The sequence below is a fragment of the Pararhodobacter oceanensis genome (assembly GCF_003076755.1).
In the GTDB taxonomy this organism is placed as follows: Bacteria; Pseudomonadota; Alphaproteobacteria; order Rhodobacterales; family Rhodobacteraceae; genus Pararhodobacter; species Pararhodobacter oceanensis.
On record NZ_QDKM01000002.1, the window covers coordinates 107,644 to 129,608 of the forward strand.

A 21,965-nucleotide genomic window follows, 5' to 3' on the forward strand; every position below is an offset into this window, starting at 1 on the left:
GCACGGCGCAATGTCCCACGCGCGGGACAGCGCTGCTATTTGGCGGCGCGTCTCAGGCCGGAACTTCGCTCGGCACGATAAAATCCCGCACCGCCCCGAACCCGTATTCCACCTGGCCCCAGTCGTCGATTTCCAAGGTCACCACCAAAGTCGCGCCGGTCGGATAGCGCTGGAAATCCGGATTAGGCGGCACCTGCGCGACGATCCTTTCGGCGAATTCGCTGATCCCCGGATTATGCCCGATCATCATCACCGTATCCGCCGTGGCATGGCGCAATACCGCCATCATCACATCCGGTCCGGCATGATACAGCGCGGGTTTCAAGGTCACCTCCGGCGCCCCCTCCAACTCCGGCGCGACCCCGCTCCAGGTCTCATGGGTGCGCGCCGCATCCGAGCAGAGCACCTCCTCGGGCTGATACCCGCGCGAGGCCAGCCAGGCGCCCAAATCGGCCGCCGCCGCCTTGCCGCGCTCATTCAATGGGCGGTCATGGTCAGGGGTCGTCGGATCATCCCAGCTGGATTTGGCATGCCGCGTAAGAATCAGGCGCTTTGTCATGTATGAAACCGGCTCATGTGATAGGCAGACTGTTGCGCCAGTCTTGCATGGGATTGTGACGCGGGGCAAGCACGACGCGCGCGGCACCCCTCGGAAAGACAATCCGCCCCCGCAGGCCGGTCCAGATGCGCGTGACAGGCGGCGATATCGTAGCCCTTCGCCTTTGAGAGCGCCGCCACCGGACAGGCGCTCAGACAGGGCTGCTCCGCGCAGCTCAGGCAAGGGTTCGTGGTGGCGGGGATTGTGACCGTGAACGGCAGCGCCAGCGCCCCGCGAAACGACACCCAAAGCCCCGCGTCGGCATGCACCAACATCCCCACCGGCGACTGCCAGAGCGCGCCCGAGTCCTGCGCCCAGCGAAAGAACGGCGGATAGGGCGGCCCATCGGACGGATAAAGCGCCATCCCCCCGAACCGCGCCGCGATCCCGTCAAGGATACGTTTCGACCAGCGATCAATCGGGTCCGGCGCGCCGTCCTGCCATTCCGGTGAGGCGGTGACCAACTCCCACCAAGCTGCGCCACCTTCCGGCCCGATCAGCACCAGCGATTGCAGCGGCGCGGGGCAAAACTCAGGGTCAGCGGGCAGAGCGGCCAGCACCAGCAGATGCTCGGCCCCGAGCGCCGAGATCAGGTCAGCCGTCGTCGCCATCAGCCGGTGCCTCGCGCGCGGCCATGCGGATCATACTGCCCGCGCCATGCTCGGTGAACAGCTCCAACAGGCAGGCATTCGGCACCCGCCCGTCAAGGATCACCACCGCCCGCACCCCCGCCTCGAGCGCCTCAAGCGCGGTTTCGGTTTTCGGGATCATCCCGCCCGCAATCGTGCCCTCGGCGATCATCTCGCGCACCTGCACATCGGTGAGTTCGGTGACCACATCGCCATTGGCCCCCTTCACGCCGCTGACATCGGTGAGCAGCAACAGACGGTCAGCCTTGAGCGCGCCAGCAATCGCGCCGGCGGCGGTGTCGCCGTTGACGTTGAAGGTCTGGTTCGCCTCCATGCCGGTGGCGACCGGGGCAACGACGGGGATGATCCCGGCGTTGAACAGATCGCGCAGCACCTGCACATTCATCTCGACCGGACGACCGACAAAGCCGAGTTCCGGATCATCAGGCTCGCAGACGATCATATCGTCATCCTTGCCCGAGAGCCCCACCGCGCGCCCGCCCTCATCCATGATCGCCTGCACGATGCGCTTGTTCACCAGACCGGTGAGCACCATTTCGACGACTTCGACGGTGGCCTTATCGGTCACCCGCTTGCCGCGCACGAAATTCGATTCGATGCCCAGCCGGTTCAGCAGATCATTGATCATCGGGCCGCCGCCATGCACCACGATCGGGTTGAGCCCGACCTGCCGCATCAGCACCACATCACGGGCGAATTCGGCCATCGCCTCGGCGTCGCCCATCGCGTTGCCGCCGAATTTGACGACCACAACGGCGCCGGAGAACCGCTGCAGATAGGGAAGGGCTTCGGACAAAGTCCGGGCGATGGCGGTCCAGTCACGGTTCATGGTTTGCTGTCTCACGGGCGGTTACTGCATGGTTGCGATCAAGGCGCGGAGGGTCGCGACACCATCGCCCTTTTCCGAGGAGGTCACAAGGATCTCGGGGAAGGCGGCGGGGTGTTTTTGCAAGGTCTCGCGAACCTGTTTGAGGGTGCGTTCCTGCTCGGTCTTGCTGATCTTGTCGGCTTTGGTCAGCACCACCTGAAAGGTCACCGCGGATTTGTTCAACAGGTCCATGATCTCGGCGTCGACGGCTTTGATCCCGTGGCGCATGTCAATCAACACGAAGGCGCGGCGCAGGGTCACACGGCCGGACAGATAGGCCTTGAGCAGCGCCTGCCATTGTTTGACGATATTGACCGGCGCCTCGGCATAGCCATAGCCCGGCAGGTCGACCAGAAACAGCTGCCCGCCAACGTCGAAATAGTTGATCTCTTGCGTGCGGCCCGGGGTGTTCGAGGTGCGCGCGAGGGATTTGCGGCCGGTCAGCGCGTTGATCAGGCTGGATTTGCCGACATTCGAGCGGCCGGCGAAACAGACCTCGATCCGGTCGGCGGGCGGCAGGCCGGAAATCGCCACCACGCCTTTGACGAAATCGACATCACCGGCAAAGAGCTTGCGCCCCGCCTCAAGGTCTTCGGGCGGCGGCGTGTCGGTCAGCGGGAAGGGCAGGGGCTGCGGTTCGGGATGGGTCATGGCGGGCTGTCACTTCATCGGTTTGGGCGCTTTGGCCCGAGGGTAGCACGCGTGCGCAGGGGCCGAAATCCTCAACGCTCAACGGGTGAACATTAGTGCGAGGGCTAGAATGGAGGCGGGCGGCCCGTTGCGGGGCCGCCCTGTCTGGCTCTGGCGCGCCAGAGGGGATGCGTGAATGCGCCGCCCTATCCTGACTTATCGCCCTTTTTTCGTTTCACCGAGGCTTTGATATTGCCGAACACGTCGGGCCGCGCGCCATGGGTCGACATGATCAGATACTGCTGGGTGAAGGTGATGATGTTGTTCCCGATCCAGTAGATCAACAGGCCCGAGGCGAAGCCGCCCATAACGAACATGAAGACCCATGGCATCCAGTTGAAGATCATCGCCTGCATCGGATCGGCGGGGGCCGGGTTCAGGCGCATCTGGAACCACATCGTCGTGCCGAACAGCAGCGGCAGGATGCCAAGGAATGCCGTCGCCATGATCGTGCCCGCCTCAGGTGCCGCCCATGGCAGCATGCCGAAGAGGTTATACAGCGAGGTCGGATCGGGCGCCGAGAGGTCGTTGAACACCCAGATCCACGGCGCGTGCCGCAGCTCGATGGTGACGAAGATCACCTTATAGAGCGAGAAGAAGATCGGGATTTGCAGCAGGATCGGCAGGCAGCCAGCGGCGGGATTGACCTTCTTTTCACGGTAGAGGGTCATCATTTCCTGCTGCAGCTTCTGACGGTCGTCGCCAGCGCGCTCCTTGAGCTTCGCCATTTCCGGCTGAAGCTCTTTCATCCGCGCCATCGAGACGTAGGATTTCCACGCCAGCGGGAGAAGCAGTGCCTTGAGGAACAGGGTCAGCACGAGGATCGACCAGCCCATGTTGCCGATCACGCCGTGGATGAAGTTGAGCACCTGAAAGATCGGGCGGGTGAGGAAGAAGAACCAGCCCCAGTCGATCGCATCGGTGAACCGCTCGACCTCTGCGTCCTCATATTCGGACAGGGTGGCGAATTCCTTGGCGCCGGTGAACAGCATCGATTGCACGCTGCTGGTGGCGCCGGGCTGCACCGTGACGGTGGCTTGGCGCATGCTGGCCTGATAGATATCGGCGCCCGGCACATGTTGCGACACGGCGGTAAAGCCTTGTCCCGGCATGCCGATCAGCGAGGCCATGAAGTATTTCGAGGTGAAGCCGATCCAGCCGTTTTCCGCAACGGATTGCTGGCTGGCGGGGGTGCCTTCACGCTCGCTGACCGTGTAATTGGTCATGTTTTTATAGCTGTCTTCGGTCAGGCTGCCGTCGGCCATGCTGACCAGACCTTCATGCGAGATGAAGAATGCCTGCAGGTCATCGGGCTGGCTGTGCTGCGCCAGAATCCCGTAAGGATCGAGCGAAACGGCCGCGTCCGAGGTGTTCTCGACACTTTGGTCGATGGTGAAGGCGAAGTCTTCGTCGACGCTGATCACACGGGTAAAGATCAACCCGGCGCCATTGTCCCAACGCAGGCTGACCGGAGTCTCGGGGGTCAGATCATTGCTGCCGACCTGCGTCCATTCGGTGTTCGGGCCGGGCACTTGGGCGTAATCCAGCGCGCCGCGCGGGCTCCAGCCAAAGAGCGCATAATAGGGATGCCGTTCGCCGCCCACCGGATTCAGCAGGTGCACGAGGTCGGAGTCGTCGTCGACGGTTTCCGTGTAGTCGCGCAGTTGCAGATCGTCGAAACGACCACCGGTCAGCGCGATCGAGCCGGTCAGGCGCGGCGTTTCAATCGCCACGCGCACGGTCTGGGCCAGCGGCGTCGCGGTGGTTTCTGCGGCCGAGGCGGCAGGTGCGTCACCGGCCGGAGGTGGCAGCAATTCGCTTTGCGCGACACTCTCGGAGGGATCGGGCTCGGGCGGTGGGAACAGCGCGAACCAGCCCATGATAACCGCGAGGCTCAGGGCAAAAGCGAGGATTAGGTTTTTGGTTTGATCGTCCATCGGTACTTTCCGGGCGCGATTTCAATGCAGGGAGGGTTCAACCTGCCCTGCCCGCAAAGGTCAAGCGGAATCCCCCTACGCGGGGTGCAAAGGCGGGTTTTGCGCGCGACATCTTCGGTTGACTTTGGAGAAAGCGCAAGCAGCGCGCAAAAACGCCAATGAGCGCCCGGCCAGATCGGCGCGCCGCAGAAAGCAGCCGCAAATCGGCGGCGGTCGCCTGGTGGTGCAAGATTGCGGTGGGGCGCGATGCGGGAGGGGGGCAGTTCACGCAAATGCACGAACCGCGAGGCGGGGGCGAGATCGGGGAGCTGCCGAACCCGCGAAGGTGGCGCGCGGCGCACTGGCCGTGAGGGTCAGGCGCGGCTGGCGGTTTTTTGCTGCTCGCTGTCTTCGCACCAGGGTTCGCCGCAAGCCAGTGCCGCATTATGCGCGTCCAGCCAGCCGACCAGATCCTCGGCGGGCATCGGGCGGGCAATCGCATAGCCTTGCAGGTGGTGGCAGCCCATCTGCGCCAGCATGACCTGTTCTTCGGCGCATTCGACCCCTTCGGCGAGGGTCAGCACCTCAAGATGTCGGGCCATCGACAGGATCGCCGACACCATCCGTTGCTGGTCCTCGTCTTCATGCATGCGGGTGACAAAGGAGCGGTCGATCTTGATCCGCCCGACGGCAAAACGGCGAATATTGGCGATCGAGGCGTGGCCGGTGCCGAAATCATCGAGATCAATGCCGCAACCCAGCCCCGCGAGCCGCGCGATATTGCGCACCGCGACATCCTCATCACTGTCGGCGACCACGGTTTCAAGGATTTCCACGGTCAGGCGGTCGGGCGTCAGGTCGTTGCGGTCCAGCTCCCACGAGATTTCATCGGCGAGGCGGGGATTGCGCAGCTCATCGGCCGAGAGGTTGACCGAAATCGTCGGCACCCGGTAGCCGGCCGCGTCGAGTTTGGCGAGCGTGGTCATTGCGTCGCGCAGCATGCAGGTGGCGAGATTTGCGGCGAGCCCTGCGGCTTCGATCTGTGGCAGGAATTCCGCCGGCGAGATCAACCCGCGTTCAGGGTGTCGCCATCTGGCCAAGGCCTCAAAGCCGCTGACTTCGCCGGTCGCGGTGCGCACTTGCGGCTGGAAGAACGCGTGAATTTCACCGGTTTCCAAGGCTTTGCGCAGCCCGCCGATGGTATCAGCCGAGACCGCGGCAGGGAAATCGACCACGCTATAGCTGCTGATCCCGCCGGGGCCGGAGTTGAGCGCTTTGGCCGCCGCTTGCTGCGCCGCATCCAGCATGCCGATACCATTGAGCGCAGCGGCGCGCGGGCTCAGGCAAAAGCCGACCGAGACGCTGGGCCAAAGGGTGAGCCCCTCAAACCGGAAAGGTTGCGACAGGCGCGTCTGGATCCGTTGGGCGATCGAGAGCACCGCGCCGACATCAACGCTGCGCTGGGGGCATAGGGCGACGCCAAAACCATCGTCGGAGAGCAGGCAGAAATGATCCTGTTCGCGCAGGGCGCGGGCAAGTTGTTGGCCAAGCGCATCCTGCAGCGCGAGGCTGAGCCGCTGGCCGTGCATGTCCTTGATTCGCGCGGCGCTGTCGATGCGGACGACCAAGGCTGCGCTTTGGGTGTTAGGGGGCAGGTTGGCCAAGACATCATCGAGATGATCGCGCGATTTCACCGTTGGGGCGTCATCCGCTGCCTCAGCGCGCGATGATCCATAGCCGGTCACCCAGAGCAGAATGATCAATTGCGTGGCCGCCGCGACCAAAAGCGCGGCGGTGGTCAGCCCGCCGATCAATCCGGCCAGGGTGAGCGCGGGTATCAGGACCAGCGCCAAATGCCGCCGGTAGCGCGCCAATATCCCGTTAACCCGTTCGATCAAACTGCTGTGCTGCATCGCTGTGCCTTCCCCGTCTCCGGCGACATCCACCGGCGACACCAGACTCGGGCATTGGCCTAACTGAAGGCTTAACGCAGAAGCGGAATCTGTTTCGAATTGTTCCTATCCTCACCCGCGGGCGGAGTTTCCGCCACTGCCTCGGGCATCAAGGCAGCGAAATCAAAGAGTTGCGGGTCGACAAGATGCGAGGGCCGGACATTCATTAAAGCTTTAAACATGATGTTGCGGCGCCCCGGCGTGCGGCCTTCCCAGTCATCAAGGATGCGTTTGACCTGCTGGCGCTGCAATCCGTCCTGACTTCCGCAGAGATCGCAGGGGATAATCGGGTAATTCATCCCTTGTGCGAATCTCTCGCAATCGGCCTCGGCGACCAAGGCCAAGGGGCGCAGAAGCGTCAGATCGCCGTCCTCATTCAGCAGTTTCGGCGGCATCGTCGCCAGCCGTCCGCCATGGAAGAGGTTCATGAAAAACGTCTCGAGAATATCGTCGCGGTGATGGCCCAGAACCACCGAGGAACAGCCCTCTTCACGCGCGATCCGGTAGAGATTGCCCCGCCGCAGCCGCGAGCACATGCTGCAATAGGTGCGCCCGTTGGGGACTTTATCGACCACCACCGAATAGGTATCGCGGAACTCGATGCGGTGCTCGACGCCCATCTTTTGCAGGAACTCGGGCAGCACGGTGGCGGGGAAACCGGGTTGGCCTTGGTCGAGATTGCAGGCCAGCAGATCCACAGGCAGTAGTCCGCGCCATTTCAGCTCATGAAGCACCGCCAGCAGCGTGTAACTGTCCTTGCCACCCGAGAGGCAGACCAGCCAGCGCGCGCCCGGCTGGATCATCCCGAAGGTCTCGGTCGCCTCGCGGACTTGCTGCACCAAACGCTTGCGCAGCTTGCGAAATTCGGTGGTCTTGGGCGCGCCGTGAAACAGCGGGTGGATGTCGTCGCAATCGTCCAGCATGGCAGGGCCTCCTGCGGCGTGGCTTAGTGCGATTTGCGGCGCTGGGTCAATGAAAACCCCCAGTTAACGCAAGAAATTAATGCTTATGATTGCAGCGATGTTCCGCGTCATGGGCGGGGTCGGCGCCGGGCACCGGATCATAGCCATTGCCGCCCAGAGGATTGCAGCGGGCGATGCGGTGCGCGGCCAGATAGCTGCCTTTGAGCGCGCCGTGCCGCTCGAGCGCTTCGAGCGCATAGGCCGAGCAGGTGGGCTGGAAGCGGCAACCATGGCCGACCCAAGGGCTGAGCAGCAACCGGTAGGCGCGCACCGGCAGCGAGACCAGCCAAGCGGCGGGCGAGCGTAGGGAGGGGCGGGGCAGTTGCGGCAACGGGGCAAGCCTTTCGCAAAAGATGCCCTTGATGTGGGGCGTTGCGGGCCGTTATGCAAGCGGCGGCGGCGTTCAGCGCGGTTTGTGGATCTTTGCGATGGCCTGCGCCATATCGGCCAGAAGGTCGCTGTATTCGCGCGTCACCGTGGCGCGGGGCTTGCCGACCAGCACATAGTCCCAGCCGTCCAGCGCATGCGGCAGCAGCGCCTCACGGGCGAGCGCGCGCAAGCGGCGTTTGGCACGGTTGCGGGTCACCGCATTGCCGAGCTTTTTGGAACAGGTGAAACCGACGCGCACACCTTTGGCGGGCTCGGCCTCGCTGCGCTGGCGGGCTTGCAGCAGAAATCCCGCCACGGGCGCGCGGCGGGCCTTGGCCGCAGCCAGAAAATCCGAGCGTTTTTGCAGGACCTGCAGGCATGACGAAGCCGCCGGATCCGCCTGCGTCCCAGCGTCGTTGCTGGTTCGGGCATGATCCGGCGGCGTCATAAAGCTGTCCTGTAAAGCGGTGGGCTTAGGCCGACAGCTTTGCACGACCCTTGGCGCGGCGCGCGTTCAGGATCTTCCGGCCGGCTTTGGTGGCCATGCGCGAACGAAAACCGTGGCGGCGCTTGCGAACCAGGTTCGAGGGCTGAAACGTGCGTTTCATCGCAAAATTCCTTTGTCCAAGGCCCAAACCACCCGATACGGGATTCGAAGGCCGATAATCTTGAAGGCTGGGCAATAGCCAAGCTGGGCGGGCAAGTCAACGTTTCGCACCGCAACTTGGCAAAAAAGAATCGCCGCAATCTGTGGTGCCTGTCGGGTAGCCTGTTCGCGGCGGCGCTGCAATGCGTGATGATAGCGGTGAGGGCGGTGGCGGACGGTTTTTCCGCCGTTAGGCGAAACACGACGCTACGGCCCAAGGTTTGTTGCCCCACATTCGCGTGACGTGACTGAAATATGGAAATACTTCCGCCGCGGGTCATGTAGTGGCAGGCAGTGCCAAAACCAGACCGGAGGTCCCTGTGTCCCATTCGCCCGCGCCCAAGCGCTCTGATCCCAAGCCCCATGCCCTGCGGCGCTGGCTGCCGCTGGTTGTCATTCTTTCAGGCGCGGTGATCGGTGCGGTGTTCCTGCGCGATTACCTGAGCTTCGACACGCTGCGCGACAACCGCGAGGCCCTGATCGCCTACCGCGCGGCGCATCCCTTATTGATGCCCGCCGTGTTCATCACCGCCTATGTGCTGATCGTGGCGTTCTCCCTGCCCGGTGCGCTGGTCGCCTCACTGACCGGCGGTTTCCTGTTCGGCGTGTTTCCGGGCGTCGCCTATAATGTCGTGGCGGCGACGCTGGGCTCGCTGGCGATCTTTCTGGCGGTGCGGATCGGCTTGGGCGAGGGGCTTAAGGCGCGAATCGATGCCTCGGACGGGCGCGTGCGGCAATTGAGCGAAGGCATCCGCGCCAATGAAATCTCGGTGCTCTTGATCATGCGGCTAGTGCCAGTGGTGCCGTTTTTCATCGCCAATCTGATCCCTGCGGTGCTGGGTGTGGCGACATGGCGCTTTGTCTGGACCACCGGTCTCGGGATCATTCCGGCGGGGCTGGTCTATACATGGATCGGCGCGGGGCTGGGCGAGGTCTTCGCGCGCGGCGAGGCGCCTGATCTCGGGATCATCTTTGAGCCTTATATACTCGGGCCGCTGCTCGGGCTGGCCGCGCTGGCATTGCTGCCGGTGGTCATCAAACGTTTTCAACGCGCCTGAGGAGGGCAGAATGGACCTGATCAAGACGGATATCTGCGTGATCGGCGCGGGCTCGGGCGGGCTGTCGGTGGCGGCGGGCGCGGTGCAGATGGGTGCCAGCGTGGTGCTCATTGAGGGGCACAAGATGGGCGGCGACTGCCTGAACTACGGCTGCGTGCCCTCCAAGGCGCTGCTGGCGGCGGGCAAAGCGGCGGCGCAGCACCGGCGCGGGGCGGCGCTGGGGATCACGCCGGACGAGCCGGTGATCAGCTACGGCGCGGCGCAAGAGCATGTGGCGCAGGTGATCGCCGCCATCGAGCCGCATGATTCGCAAGAGCGCTTCGAGGGGCTGGGCGTGCAGGTGATCCGCGACTGGGCGCGGTTTACCGGCAAGGATGAGGTCGAGGCGGGCGGCAAACGCATCCGCGCGCGGCGCTTTGTCATCGCCACCGGCTCGCGCCCCTTGGTGCCGCCGATCACCGGGCTGGCCGATGTGCCGCATCTGACCAATGAAACGATCTTTGACCTGCGCGCGGCGCCCGAGCATCTGTTAATCATCGGTGGCGGGCCGATCGGGCTGGAGATGGCGCAGGCGCACCGGCGGTTGGGCTGCAAGGTGACGGTGATTGAAGGGGCCAAAGCGCTGGGCAATGACGACCCCGAGGCGGCGGCGCTGGTGGTTGCGGCGCTCCGCGGCGAGGGGATCGAGATCATCGAGGGCGCGCAGGTCGAGGCGGTGCGCGGTGAGGCCGGCGCGATTGAGGTCAAAGTGGCCGGCGGGCAGGTCCTCACCGGCTCTCATCTGTTGGTCGCGGTCGGGCGCACACCCAATACCGACCGTCTTAACCTTGAGGCGGCGGGCGTCACCCATGGGCGCGGCGGTGTCGAGGTGAATGAGTCGCTGCGCACCAGCAACCGCAAGGTCTATGCCATCGGTGATATCGCCGGACGCGGGCAGTTCACCCATGTCGCGGGCTATCAGGCGGGGGTGATCATCCGCTCGATGCTGTTTGCGCTGCCGTCAAAGGCGCGCAGGGATCACATCCCCCATGTCACCTATTGCGACCCTGAACTGGCGCAGGTCGGCCTGACCGAAGCCGCGGCGAAACAGGCGCATGGCGACGGCGTGCAGGTGATCAAACTCGGATTTGACGCCGCCGACCGCGCGCAGGCCGAGGGCAAGACTCGTGGCTTCATCAAGGTGATGGTGCTCAAGGGCCGCCCGATTGGCGCGACGATTGTCGGGCCGAATGCGGGCGAGATGATCGGCATCTGGGCTATGGCTTTGGCCAATAAGATGAAAATAGGCGCCATTGCGAGCATGGTTTTGCCCTATCCGACCATGGGAGAGCTTTCCAAACGCGTCGCGGGTGCCTATTTTTCCCCTAAGTTGTTTGAGTCCTCTTTGGTGAAACGGGTGGTCGGCGTGGTGCAGAGCCTCGTGCCCTGACCCCTGATTTGGGTAGGTCATGTTCTTTCGGACGCTGTCGGGGCGATTTTTACTGCTGACGCTGGTCTTCGTCCTCTTGGCCGAGGTGCTGGTGCTTGCCCCGTCGATTGCGCGGTTCCGCGAGGAATATCTGTTGACGCGGCTGGAACGGGCGCAGATCGCCTCGCTGGCGCTCTTGGCGTCCGATGGGACGATTGGCGACAAACTGGCCGAGGAACTGCTGTTGACCGCGGGCGTGTTCAACGTCGTGCTGCGCCGCGATGCGATTCGCGAGTTGGTGCTGGCCTCGCCGGTGCCGGGGCCGATCTCGGCGACCTATGACCTGCGTGCGCCGCCGACCGTGGAGTTGCTGCGCGACGGGCTGGCGGCAATGTTCACCGAGGATGGCACGGTGATCCGGGTGATCGGCGATCCGGTGCAAGAGGCGGGGCTGCTTTTGGAGGTCACCATGGCCACCGAGCCCCTGCGCGATTCGCTCTGGGCCTATGCGCTGCGCATCCTGTGGCTGTCGCTGCTGATCTCGATGGCCACCGCGATGCTGCTGTTTCTGGCGGTGCAGCGGCTGATCGTGAGCCCGATCCGGCGGGTGATCGATTCGATGGCCGCCTATGCCAAAGCCCCCGAGGACGCGCGCCGCATCATCGCCCCCGATTCGCGGGTGACGGAACTGCGTGAGGCCGAGGAGGCGTTGCAACATATGCAGGAGGATCTGACGCAGGCGCTGCGCCAAAAGGAGCGGCTGGCGCAACTGGGCGGGGCGGTGGCGCGGATCAGCCACGATCTGCGCAATATCCTCTCGACCGCAACGCTGGTTGCCGACCGCATCGAGAATTCCAAGGATCCGGCAGTGATCCGCGCTGCGCCAAAGCTGCTCAACTCGCTCTCGCGGGCGGTGAACCTGTGTGAAAGCACGCTGGCCTTCGGCAAGGCCGAGGATCCGCCGCCGAAGCTCAGCCAATTCGCCCTGCGCACCTTGGTCGAGGATATGGTCGAGGGCGAGCAGATCGCCGGTCGCAATGCCGCGCATCCGGTGGAGTTTCTGGTCGATGTGCCCCCGACCTTGATGCTGCGCGCCGATCCCGAGCAATTGTTCCGCGTGCTCTCGAACCTCGTGCGCAACGCGCGGCAGGCGATCGAGGCCACCGGTGCCGCCGGCTCTATCGAGATCTGCGCCCGCGATGGTGATGAAGGCAGCGTGATCCGCGTCATCGACACCGGCCCCGGTTTGCCCAAACGCGCCCGCGACAATCTATTCGCGGCGTTTCAGGGCGGGGCGCGCAAGGGTGGCACCGGTCTGGGGCTGGTGATCGCGGCGGAACTGGTGCGCGGCCATGGCGGCACGCTGGATCTGGTGCGCACCGGCGATGAGGGCACCGAGTTTGGCATCTGGCTGCCCCATGGCGGGTGAAAAATCACCGCTTCGGCGCTATTGAATGCGCCTGCAGCACTCTCTTTTGCCAAAACGCCAGATTTTCCGGTTTCCCCTCTTGCATAACCCTGCCCACCCCGTTAGATCACGCCGCACAGCGCGCCCGTAGCTCAGCTGGATAGAGCACCAGACTACGAATCTGGGGGTCAGAGGTTCGAATCCTTTCGGGCGCGCCATTTCACCAAACCTTCGGTTTTCACCGTCCCTTGGGCTGGTGGCAGGGCTTACGGGCCGGGTGATTTCGCGCCAGCGCCGCAAATTTTGCACAATGCTGTGGTTTCATCAGCCGATGAACCAGCAAACCCATATCCCCACCAAAGCGGCCTCGCTGCATCTCACGGTGATCGACGATCTGGCGCGGTTGGCGGCATTCAAACCGGCGTGGGATGCGCTGCATATGCGCGATCCCGAGGTCGGGATTTTCATGTCCTATGATTGGTTGATCTCGGGGTTTCGCGCCAAACCGGGCCGCTGGCGGGTGTTTGTGGTGGCGGATGTGCAGGGCAAGCCTTTGTGCATCTTTCCGGCCAAGACCCGCGTGCATTGGAGCCAGTCGGCGCAGGAGTTCCAGACCGAGATCGAAGCGGCGGGGCGCCTGTCATGGGGCGAGCATACCGGCTTTATCTGTGATCCCGGGCAAGAGGCACCGGCGCTGGCCGCTCTCGCCCATGCCCTGCGCGCGCTGCCATGGAAAACCCTCGCGATTCGCTATGAGGTCACCGGCCGCCGCGCGCGGCTCTTTGCCGAGGCGATGGGCGAGGGGTTCAGCCATAGGTTTCGCGACTACCGGATCAATCGGGGCCAGACGAACAATCTGATCGGCCTCAAGACCCCCTTACCGCGCAGCTTTGACAGTTTGCTGGCCGAGGGGCTCAGCGCCAACACCCGCCAGAAAATCCGCCGCTACCGGCGCAAATTTATCGACAGCGGCATCTACACGATTCGTAGCGCGACGCCGGAAACATCCGAGCGTGATATCGCAGGGATGTTGCAAAACTGGGCGCTGACATGGGCGGGCAACAAGGGGCTCGACGACACGCTGCTGATCGCCGAACGTTATGCCCGCGCGCTGTTGAATGCCGAGGCGCTGGGCGCGCTCTATCTGCCGACGCTCTGGCAGGGTGAGCGGATGCTGGGCGGGCTGGCGCATGTCATCGACCGTGAGGCGGGCGTGGCGCATTTTCTCTTGTCAGGCCGCGATCCCGAGGCCGGTGAACCGGCGATTGGCATTTTGCTGCATGCGCAGGCCATCGAATGGGCGATCGGGCTGGGGTTGCAAACCTATGACTTCGGCCATGGTGACCAGCCCTATAAATACTCCTTCGGCGCGCAGGAGGTCGAGAGTTTCAACCTCGAGATCCGCCGCCACGGGCAGGAGCGCATATTCGACCCGCGCGGCCTTAAACTGGCGCTCGAGCGGTTGCACGCTTTTGCCAGCGCCGGACAGCTAGAGCGGGTGCAAAACGGCAGCGCGCAATTGCTTAAGGTCTTGGGCTGACGCCATCCGCTAAAACACCGCGCGCTCTCTTGTCGATACGCGCGCGCGTGCTACTCTCGCAGCGATGCAAGACGCGCCCCATCACAGAACCGAAGAGTTTGCCAACGCGGGGCGTGCTCCGGCTTTGCCGCAAGCACGGCGGGGCCTACTCGGGCTGTTCGGGTGGCTCTTGGCACGCCCGCTTTGGCCGGGATTATTACTGGCCCTGATCACCGTTCTGGCGCTGTGGCAAACCACGCAGGTGCAGGTGGCGGTGAACCTGAGCGGCTTGATCGGTCCGCAAACCGCAGGCGCGCAGGCGATCCGCGACTATGAGCGCCGGTTCGAGCCGATCCGCGCCGAAGAGGTGCTACTGGTGCGCGCCCCAAGCTTTGGCGATGAGGCGGTATTGGCGGGGTTCGAAGACCTCGTGCTGGAACTGCAATTCGTCGAGGGCGTCGAGCAAGTGATCTCGCTCGCTGGATTGCCCGCACCCGGCCGCGACGGGGCGTGGCTTTCGGGGCCGGAACTGGCGCCGCTGCCCACCGAGGCGCGGCTGCGCCGGATGCGCAACGAGAGCCCCTTGGCGGCACAACTGATCTCGGAAGATCTGACCTCGGCGGTGGTGGTGGTGATCCCCGAGCGCGGCGCGGGCGGCGATGCGCTGGTCGCGGGCATCAACGAGGCGGTGGCGATCTCCGGCGGGATGGAGGTCCATAACGTCGGACTGGCCGCCGTGCAGCGCGCGATTGCGCAGGAATTGATCTATGATCTGAGCGTGTTAACTCCCATGGCGGTGGGGCTGTGCCTGCTGCTGACGCTGCTACTCTACCGCAGTTGGCGGGTGGTGGTGGTGATCGCCCTCCCAGCAATCACCGGGTTGTTCTGGTTCATGGGCTGGATGGGCGTCACCGGCACCGGCATTGATCCGGTGATGGGGGCGCTGCCGGTGCTGCTGGTGGTCTTGGCGGTGTCGGACAGTATCCACATCTATCACGCCGCGATCCATGCCAGCACGGCAGCAGGTGATGACGCGCGCCCATCGAAACAAGCCCTTGTGCGCGCCTTGGCCGAGACCGCTCCGGCGGCGGCGCTGACCTCCTTAACCACGATCATCGCGTTCCTCTCGCTGTCGATCCCCGATTCGCCTTCGCTCAACACGATGTCCTATGCCGGGGTTGCGGGGATGATCCTCAGCCTAACCGCCGTGCTGACCCTGACGCCGCTGTTCATGTATGCGCTGGGCGTGCCGCGTGCGGGCATGCAGGTGCCACGGGTGTTCTCGGCGCTGATGGGACCGGCGCGGGCGATATCAAGGATGCGCCGCGCGGTGCCGATGGTGACGCTGTTGGTGCTGGCGGGGCTCTGGGCGCTGCAATCGCAATCCGAGATAGGGTTTCGCTATGCCGATTACCTGCCGCGCGGGGCCGAGGTCAGCGATGCGCTGGCGCAGATGGAGCAATCGGGGCTGGGCTCGGACCGAATGATGCTGATTGTCGAGGCCGACCCCGCAGCGCCCTATGCGCGGGTGCGCCGTGCGGTAGCAGCGATCTGGGGCGAGGGGCGCGGCGGCTGGATCGAGGGTGCCTCGGGCGAGGCGATGCTGGCGCGGATGGCGGCGCTGGACGGTTCGGCCCATGCGCTGCCCCTGCAACTGCCGATCGCGGCGCGAGATATCCGCGCCGATACCGCGCTCAACGAGCTGCGCGAGACGCTGGCTCAGACCGGTTTGGCCGAGCACAGCGCGATCATCGGGCCGGGCTATGCGCTGCTCACCGAGGGGCCCAATCTGGTGCAAAGCCTGCGCTACGGGCTTTATGGCACCATCGCGGTAATCACGCTGCTGGTGGCTTTGGTCTACCGCAGTTGGTGGCTAGGACTGGTGGCGATGGTGGTCAATCTGATCCCGATCCTCGGGGTTGAGGCGTGGCTGGTGCTGATCGGGCGTGAGTTAACCATTATGAATGTGATTGCCCTGACCATTGCCTTCGGGATTGCGGTCGATGACACGCTGCATTTCCTCAACCGCTACCGGCTGGCACGCGCGACGCCTGAGCATGACCGCGCCACGCAGGCGCTGATTGACGCCGGTCCGCCGATGGTGGCAACGACAGTGATCCTGCTGGCGGGGATCATGATGACGCTGACCTCGGCGCTGCCCGGCATGGCGGTCTACGGCGGGTTGATTGCGCTGGCGATCCTGCTGGCGCTATTGACCGATCTGTTTTTATTGCCCGGATTGATCCGTGGGAGGTCACGATGAGGCTATGGATCGCGCTGATGCTCGCGCTGCTGGCCGCACCTCTGCAGGCGTTTTCGCTCGATGCCTTCGAGGGACGCTGGCGCGGTGAGGGCGGAATGGTGCTGAATGCCGAGCCCGAGCAGAGGTTTCGCTGCCGAATTCGCCTGCGCGCGATTGATCCGGGGCAGTCGTTCTTCACCGGCCGTTGCGCCACCTCGCAGGCCGCGCAATCCTTTACCTATATGCTGTTCGAGACCAGCGACGGCGGGCTGCGCGCCGAAAACACCGCCTCAGTCGAGAGCAATCTACCAGCGGTGATGCAGGGCCAAGCCAGCGAGGGATTGCTGCGGCTCCACGCCGAGGAGGATGCGATGTTCGAGTTGCAATTGACCGCCGGCGCGCTGCAGTTTCGCATTGAGGGCGAGGGCGATCAGGGGTTCGCGCGGGGCATTGCGCATCTGACCCGCAGCGAGTGAAATCCGGCCCAAATCCGGCCCAAATCCGCCCTAGCCCCACTTTTACGCCGCGTCACCAGAGCCGCGCAGGGGGAAATCCACGGTTTCGCTGGGCTGGTATTTCGCCAATCATCGCCCTATAGCGAAATTGGCCAGCGGAATGACCCCGCGCAATTGAGGTTTTATGAATATCATCACCACGACCGAGGCGCTTGCCGCGCTCTGTGACGAAGCCGCCGGTGAGCCCTATGTCACCCTCGACACCGAGTTCCTGCGCGAGCGCACCTATTACGCGAAACTCTGCCTCGTGCAGATGGCGCTACCCGGCACCGGACCCGAGCGCGCCTATATCATCGACCCGCTGGCCGAAGGACTGTCGCTTGAGCCGCTGTTCGCGCTGATCCGCAACCCCGATGTGGTCAAAGTGTTCCACGCCGCGCGGCAGGATCTGGAGATTTTCTATATCGACGGCGGGGTGATCCCCGAGCCCCTGTTCGACACCCAGATCGCGGCGATGGTCTGCGGCTTTGGCGAGCAGGTCGGCTATGAGACCTTGGTGCGCAAGATCATTCGCGCGCCTTTGGATAAGGGCTCGCGGTTTACCGATTGGTCGCGCCGCCCGCTGAGCGATGCACAACTGGCCTATGCGCTCGATGACGTCACCCATCTGCGGCAGATCTACGAGCATCTCTCGGCGAAGATCCAGAAAACCGGTCGCGAAAGCTGGGTGGCCGAGGAAATCAAGACCCTGACTACGCCTGACACCTATGTCACCCGTCCCGAGGATGCCTGGAAGCGGATCAAGACCCGCGGCCAATCCGGCAAGTTTCTGGCGGTGGTGCGCGAATTGGCACGGTTCCGCGAGGATTTCGCGCAGACCCGCAATGTGCCGCGCTCACGGGTCTATAAGGACGACGCGCTGCTGGAACTGGCCTCGACGAAACCGGGTAATCTTGAGGCGCTGAGCCGCTCGCGGCTGCTGCTGCGCGAGGCGCGGCGCGGGGATATTGCCGAGGGGATTCTGAACGCGGTGAAAACGGCGCTCGAGATGCCGTCGTCGGAATGGCCCAAGAGTAACGGCGATGACGAGCAACTGCAGGTCAATCCGGCGCTGGCCGATCTGTTGCGGGTGTTGATCAAGACCAAGGCCGATCAATCGGATGTGGCGCAGCGGTTGATCGCTCCGACCTCCGAGTTGGACGCCATCGCCGCGGGCAAACGTGATCTACCCTGTCTGAAGGGCTGGCGGCATGAGGTCTTTGGCAAGGACGCTTTGCGGCTCTGCGCCGGCGAAGTGGCGCTGACCGCCAAGGGCCAGCACGTCAAACTGATCGACATTCCGGCCTGAGGCGACGCTCAAGTTAAGCACCAAGGGACGCGCCCGACCCTGGGCGGGCGCTCCTGCTCATGCCACGGTGCGGTGCTCATACAAGCATCCTTGCCGCTCGAGCATCGAACACCATCGCCACTGCGCCCTCCCGCGGGGAGGGTCGGGGGTGCCCACGGGCGGGCCGGGTGGTGTTGACGTGAGAGCTTGAGCTTTAACTGCTTTTTGCCAATGCGAGCGTTCCAACGCGGATGACTGCGCAAAGGGCCGCGCCTGACCCTGGGTGGGCGCGACTGCCCCTTCATAGAGGCGCGGTGCTCGAAAGCATTGATGTCGGGTGGGCATTGAAAGACATCGCCATGCGCCCTCCCGGGGGGAGGGTCGGGCGCGGCCCGTGGTTGCCACGGGCGGTACTGGTCTTTGGAGGTGAGGAGAAAGCGCTAACTGGTCTGAGTGAAAGAGCACTTTTTCTGAAGGTATGGCGCCGTGGCTTGCGCCATCCTGTCGAGGGGGCTGTCGGTTAAGCCTCTACCCTATAACCCAAACCCTTACCGGCTCGCGCGGCGGCTGTTGGTCTCGCCTGTGACCACCACTTGCGAGGTGGTGTCCAGTTGCGCTTGGGTCATCGGATAGGCGGCGACAATGGTGCGGGCGCGCTCCGAGGTGCCGGGCACCGGCTCACGCGGGGCGGCGGCGACAAAGCGGAAGGTCAGCACCCCGCCTTCCGGGCGGCCGAAATTCTCGGGCACCAATTCGGCATCCCACCAACCGGCGCTGGGCATCAGGGCCTCGGCGCGGATCAGCGCGCCCGAGGAGGTCGGCTCGATCGACAGGCTGGCGACGCTGGCGACCAGCGCGCGGTTGTCGATTGTATCCGAGGTCTGGCCCAGCGTCGGCGCCGCCTCTTGTCTGGAGCCGCCGAACCAGTTCATCGGGTTCATCCGCGACTGCCGCACCGAAGAGCAGCCGCTCACCGCCAGAGTGATCACCAGTAAAGCCGCCAATGGGGTCTTCATGCCTGTCCCTTTCCATCGAGCATCGCCCCATGTGGTAGCGCATTGCCCGCGCACTGAAAAGCCCGCTCGCCACTCTGTGTTCTCGGGCGCGCTGACGGGAGTTTTCAGCCTGACATATGGCCGCAGTTACGGCGCGGGGCTGGACCTTTGCGGCGCGCGGTTTTAACTCTTGAGCCAAGCGATGATCACACGCGACGCAGACGGGGGCCCTATGGCGCAGGAAGATTTCGACGAGATTGCCGAGACATTCGAGTTTCTTGACGACTGGGAAGACCGCTATCGGCATGTGATCGAATTGGGCCGCGAGCTGGCGCCGATGGATGACGCGCTGAAAGTGCCGGTCAATAAGGTCGAGGGCTGCGCCAGTCAGGTCTGGCTGTTTCCGACCATCGACGGCAGCGGCCCGCAGGCAACCTTCCAGTTTCTCGGCGAATCCGACGCGATGATCGTGCGCGGGCTGATTGCCGTGCTGCACGCGCTCTATGCCGGACGTCCCGTCGCCGAAGTGCCGGGGATCGACGCCGCCGCGCAGCTCAAGCGCCTCGGGCTGGATGAGCATCTCTCGTCGCAGCGCTCGAACGGGGTGCGGGCGATGGTCGAACGCATCCAGCTGGTCGCCGCCGCGCATTTGAGCGCCGCAAAGGTCTGACGTCAGGTTACGCCGCGTGCAGAGGCTTAGGCCTCGCGCAATCTCGCTGAACGCCCGCCGCGGCGTTTCTTCAACAGGGACGCGCGCTCGGGCAGTTGCGCCTTTACCGACGCGCGATCATCGGCGGGCATTGCCGACCACATGCCGATCTCGTCCAGCGTGCGGTAACAGCCCGCGCAGATGCCCAGTTTCGGATGCATCACGCAGATATTCACGCAGGGGCTGTCGGTCTCTTCACGAGTCCAAAGCGGGATTTGCGCCGTGTCTTTCATGCCTGAACTGCCCTTTACACTGTCAATTGCAGGGGCCGCCATAACGCGCCTCACGGCCCTATTTTAGCGCCTGCGTTGCGTGCATTCTGCCTATCCGCGACGCAATACGGCCAATCTGTCCAGAAAACCCTGCAAAATGAACCCCGCAGCGACATGGTCGATGACCTGTGAGCGTTTCGCCCGCGAGGTGTCGAAATCCAGCAAGGCGCGCTCGGCGGCCACTGTTGACAGGCGCTCGTCCCAAAAGCCGATCGGCGCCTCGGTCAGCGCCGAGAGGTTGCGCGCAAAGGCCCGTGTCGACTGGCAACGCGGCCCCTCGGAGCCGTCCATATTCAACGGCAGGCCCAGAATAAACCCCGCCAGCCCGCGCTGCGCCTCGATCTCCATGAGCCGCGCGGCGTCGAGTTTGAACTTCTTGCGGCGCACGGTTTCCAGCGGGGTCGAGACCGTGCGGCGCAGGTCCGAGACCGCCACGCCGATGGTTTTCTCGCCCAGATCCAGCCCCGCTACCGCGCCCGAGGCGGGCAGGGCGGCGATGAACGCCTCGGTGTCGGTGAATATGGGCATCGGTTACTCCGTAAATCCAAGACGGGCGGCGGCGTCGTCGATCGGGGTCAGCGCCTGTGGTTGGTCGGCAAAGACCATCCGCGCCTCGGCCCAGATCGCCCGTGCGCGGTCGGTTTGCCCCAAAACGCCCAGCGAGTCGATCAGCCGTGCCCAGTCTTCGGGCGGTCCGCCCATCGCCGCCAGCCGCTGCGCCAACCCCTCGACCATGCCGCCGATCATCTCCTGCCGCTCGGCGGCGCTGAGGTCGGAGGCGGCGGCAATGTCGCCTTCACTCGGCCCGCGCGCACCCTGTGCAGCCAAGGGCGGCAGCGTATAGCGCACGCCTGCCACCGCCGCGAGCCCTTCGAGTTCGGCGCGCAGCACCGGCACCCAAGGCGCATCCGGCGCGCTGTCTTCCAGCAAGCCCCGCCACAGGCGGAAGGTCAGATCGGGGCGACCGGTCTGGCCGAGGCTCAGCCCCAGATAATAGCGCGCCGCGCCGTTGCGCGGATCGCGCTGCAGGATTTGCTCGAGCACCACTTCGGCCTCGGGCGAGACGACACCGCCCGCCGCCTGCACCATGGCTTCGGCCAGCCCCAGCATATCGGCAATCTCGGGGCGGGCGCCCTGCAGTTCGATCACCCGCAGCCAAGCCTCTGCGGCGGCGGCATAATTTCCGACATTGGCCTCATTGCTGGCCAGCAGGCGATTGCCCTGCAGGTCCTCGGGGCGGTCGGCGACGGCCTCGCGCAATTGCTCCATCAATGCGGCATATTCCGGGTCGATCTCGGGCAGCACGGGGCGCTCGGGTGAGGTTTGCCATGCGGCTTGCAAGTCAGCCTGCGCGGGACGGGCCTCGCGCATCTCGGCGGCCTCGGCAAAGCGTTGCTGGATCGGCTGGTCGCGGTAGAGTGGCGCGCCGTGGGTCCAATAAAAGGCCAGCGCCGCCACCGGCATCAACAGCGCCAGCGCAATCGCCACGCCGCGCGCCGCCGCCGGAGAGCGTTTGACCTCCGCCTGCGCCTGTTTGTCCGCCTCCAGCAGACGCCGCGCGGTTTCGGCCCGCATCCGCTCGGCCTCATCCTCGCTGACCACACCGCGGGCGCGGTCGCGCTCGATTTCGCGGAGCTGGTCGGCATAGATCCGCATCTCGCGCTTGTCGGCAGGGATGCCCGCCGCCGCTTGCGCGCCGCGCTTGAGCGCCAGAATTACCAGACCGACCGCGATCAGCGACACGCCCGCCGCCGGAAGCCAGAACGCCAAATCCGCCATGTTCCCTCCTGTATTGCGGCCCACGCATACTGGCTTGCGGCGCCAGACAAAAGCGAAACCGCGCGCCGCCCCCCCGCGACAAAGCGTGGCATGGCTCATATCCGCGTGATCACCGCCGCGATATATGGCCCGGAACCACGGC

Annotated in this window: 22 protein-coding genes and 1 tRNA gene; 9 read left to right on the plus strand and 14 right to left on the minus strand. The window is 64.4% G+C overall.

From position 1 onward, the window contains the following. Positions 1–52: 52 nt before the first annotated feature. The 10 genes from DDE20_RS04945 to rpmH form a co-directional block, all read right to left on the minus strand. Positions 53–559 carry a SixA phosphatase family protein gene (locus tag DDE20_RS04945; protein WP_116557372.1) on the minus strand — a complete coding sequence of 169 codons (507 nt, stop codon included), beginning with the start codon at positions 557–559 and terminating at the stop codon, positions 53–55. Then, positions 556–1,209: a ferredoxin gene (locus DDE20_RS04950; RefSeq protein WP_116557373.1), complete on the minus strand. Its 654-nt coding sequence runs from the start codon at positions 1,207–1,209 to the stop codon at positions 556–558. The genes DDE20_RS04945 and DDE20_RS04950 overlap by 4 nt, the downstream gene beginning before the upstream one ends. After that, entirely contained in the window at positions 1,193–2,092 is a 900-nt protein-coding gene (gene argB, locus DDE20_RS04955; protein WP_240607845.1) for an acetylglutamate kinase, read from the minus strand. The genes DDE20_RS04950 and argB overlap by 17 nt, the downstream gene beginning before the upstream one ends. Positions 2,093–2,098: 6 nt before the next feature. Beyond that, entirely contained in the window at positions 2,099–2,767 is a 669-nt protein-coding gene (gene yihA, locus DDE20_RS04960; RefSeq protein WP_116557375.1) for a ribosome biogenesis GTP-binding protein YihA/YsxC, read from the minus strand. 185 nt (positions 2,768–2,952) lie between these two features. Beyond that, complete coding sequence (gene yidC, locus DDE20_RS04965) at positions 2,953–4,743, minus strand: membrane protein insertase YidC (RefSeq protein ID WP_116557376.1); 1,791 nt, start codon at positions 4,741–4,743, stop codon at positions 2,953–2,955. Between the two features lie 353 nt (positions 4,744–5,096). After that, positions 5,097–6,635 carry a GGDEF domain-containing phosphodiesterase gene (locus DDE20_RS04970; protein ID WP_116557377.1) on the minus strand — a complete coding sequence of 513 codons (1,539 nt, stop codon included), beginning with the start codon at positions 6,633–6,635 and terminating at the stop codon, positions 5,097–5,099. A gap of 71 nt (positions 6,636–6,706) precedes the next feature. Then, positions 6,707–7,597 carry a tRNA 2-thiocytidine(32) synthetase TtcA gene (gene ttcA, locus DDE20_RS04975; protein ID WP_116557378.1) on the minus strand — a complete coding sequence of 297 codons (891 nt, stop codon included), beginning with the start codon at positions 7,595–7,597 and terminating at the stop codon, positions 6,707–6,709. A gap of 76 nt (positions 7,598–7,673) precedes the next feature. Then, positions 7,674–7,958, minus strand: a complete 285-nt coding sequence (gene yidD, locus DDE20_RS04980) for a membrane protein insertion efficiency factor YidD (RefSeq protein ID WP_116557846.1) — start codon at positions 7,956–7,958, stop codon at positions 7,674–7,676. An 81-nt stretch (positions 7,959–8,039) separates the two neighbouring features. Continuing rightward, complete coding sequence (rnpA, locus tag DDE20_RS04985) at positions 8,040–8,453, minus strand: ribonuclease P protein component (protein ID WP_116557379.1); 414 nt, start codon at positions 8,451–8,453, stop codon at positions 8,040–8,042. 25 nt (positions 8,454–8,478) lie between these two features. Next, the gene (gene rpmH / locus DDE20_RS04990) at positions 8,479–8,613 is read right to left on the minus strand and encodes a 50S ribosomal protein L34 (RefSeq protein WP_116557380.1); all 135 of its coding nucleotides are present in this window, start codon (positions 8,611–8,613) and stop codon (positions 8,479–8,481) included. A 358-nt stretch (positions 8,614–8,971) separates the two neighbouring features. Here rpmH and DDE20_RS04995 point away from each other — a divergent pair, with 358 nt between their 5' ends. The 8 genes from DDE20_RS04995 to rnd all read left to right on the plus strand — a co-directional run bounded on the left by DDE20_RS04995 (position 8,972) and on the right by rnd (position 18,089). After that, positions 8,972–9,709 carry a TVP38/TMEM64 family protein gene (locus DDE20_RS04995; RefSeq protein ID WP_205961622.1) on the plus strand — a complete coding sequence of 246 codons (738 nt, stop codon included), beginning with the start codon at positions 8,972–8,974 and terminating at the stop codon, positions 9,707–9,709. A 10-nt stretch (positions 9,710–9,719) separates the two neighbouring features. Then, positions 9,720–11,138: a dihydrolipoyl dehydrogenase family protein gene (locus tag DDE20_RS05000; protein ID WP_116557381.1), complete on the plus strand. Its 1,419-nt coding sequence runs from the start codon at positions 9,720–9,722 to the stop codon at positions 11,136–11,138. 19 nt (positions 11,139–11,157) lie between these two features. Beyond that, positions 11,158–12,546 (plus strand): sensor histidine kinase, encoded by a 1,389-nt coding sequence (locus tag DDE20_RS05005; RefSeq protein ID WP_116557382.1) that lies wholly within the window; start codon positions 11,158–11,160, stop codon positions 12,544–12,546. A gap of 120 nt (positions 12,547–12,666) precedes the next feature. Beyond that, positions 12,667–12,743 (plus strand) — tRNA-Arg (locus tag DDE20_RS05010). Positions 12,744–12,835: 92 nt separating this feature from the next. After that, complete coding sequence (locus tag DDE20_RS05015; RefSeq protein WP_133240321.1) at positions 12,836–14,065, plus strand: GNAT family N-acetyltransferase; 1,230 nt, start codon at positions 12,836–12,838, stop codon at positions 14,063–14,065. A 169-nt stretch (positions 14,066–14,234) separates the two neighbouring features. Continuing rightward, positions 14,235–16,307 carry an efflux RND transporter permease subunit gene (locus tag DDE20_RS05020; RefSeq protein WP_165814427.1) on the plus strand — a complete coding sequence of 691 codons (2,073 nt, stop codon included), beginning with the start codon at positions 14,235–14,237 and terminating at the stop codon, positions 16,305–16,307. Beyond that, positions 16,304–16,762, plus strand: a complete 459-nt coding sequence (locus DDE20_RS05025) for a hypothetical protein (RefSeq protein WP_116557385.1) — start codon at positions 16,304–16,306, stop codon at positions 16,760–16,762. The genes DDE20_RS05020 and DDE20_RS05025 overlap by 4 nt, the downstream gene beginning before the upstream one ends. Positions 16,763–16,925: 163 nt before the next feature. Then, positions 16,926–18,089, plus strand: a complete 1,164-nt coding sequence (gene rnd, locus DDE20_RS05030) for a ribonuclease D (RefSeq protein WP_116557386.1) — start codon at positions 16,926–16,928, stop codon at positions 18,087–18,089. A gap of 527 nt (positions 18,090–18,616) precedes the next feature. Here the strand turns inward: rnd and DDE20_RS05035 are convergent. Beyond that, a complete protein-coding gene (locus DDE20_RS05035; RefSeq protein ID WP_116557387.1) occupies positions 18,617–19,084 on the minus strand; it encodes a hypothetical protein in 468 nt (155 codons plus the stop codon). A gap of 211 nt (positions 19,085–19,295) precedes the next feature. On the opposite strand from DDE20_RS05035, the gene DDE20_RS05040 reads away from it, so the two are divergent. Continuing rightward, positions 19,296–19,733 (plus strand): SufE family protein, encoded by a 438-nt coding sequence (locus DDE20_RS05040; protein WP_116557388.1) that lies wholly within the window; start codon positions 19,296–19,298, stop codon positions 19,731–19,733. Between the two features lie 26 nt (positions 19,734–19,759). On the opposite strand, the gene DDE20_RS05045 is transcribed toward DDE20_RS05040, so the two are convergent. The 3 genes from DDE20_RS05045 to ccmI form a co-directional block, all read right to left on the minus strand. After that, positions 19,760–20,005 carry a DUF1289 domain-containing protein gene (locus DDE20_RS05045; RefSeq protein WP_116557389.1) on the minus strand — a complete coding sequence of 82 codons (246 nt, stop codon included), beginning with the start codon at positions 20,003–20,005 and terminating at the stop codon, positions 19,760–19,762. Positions 20,006–20,095: 90 nt separating this feature from the next. Then, positions 20,096–20,572 carry a Holliday junction resolvase RuvX gene (ruvX, locus tag DDE20_RS05050; RefSeq protein WP_116557390.1) on the minus strand — a complete coding sequence of 159 codons (477 nt, stop codon included), beginning with the start codon at positions 20,570–20,572 and terminating at the stop codon, positions 20,096–20,098. 3 nt (positions 20,573–20,575) lie between these two features. Next, on the minus strand, positions 20,576–21,823 hold the full coding sequence (ccmI, locus tag DDE20_RS05055) for a c-type cytochrome biogenesis protein CcmI (RefSeq protein ID WP_240607846.1): 1,248 nt from the start codon (positions 21,821–21,823) through the stop codon (positions 20,576–20,578). Positions 21,824–21,965 lie beyond the last annotated feature (142 nt).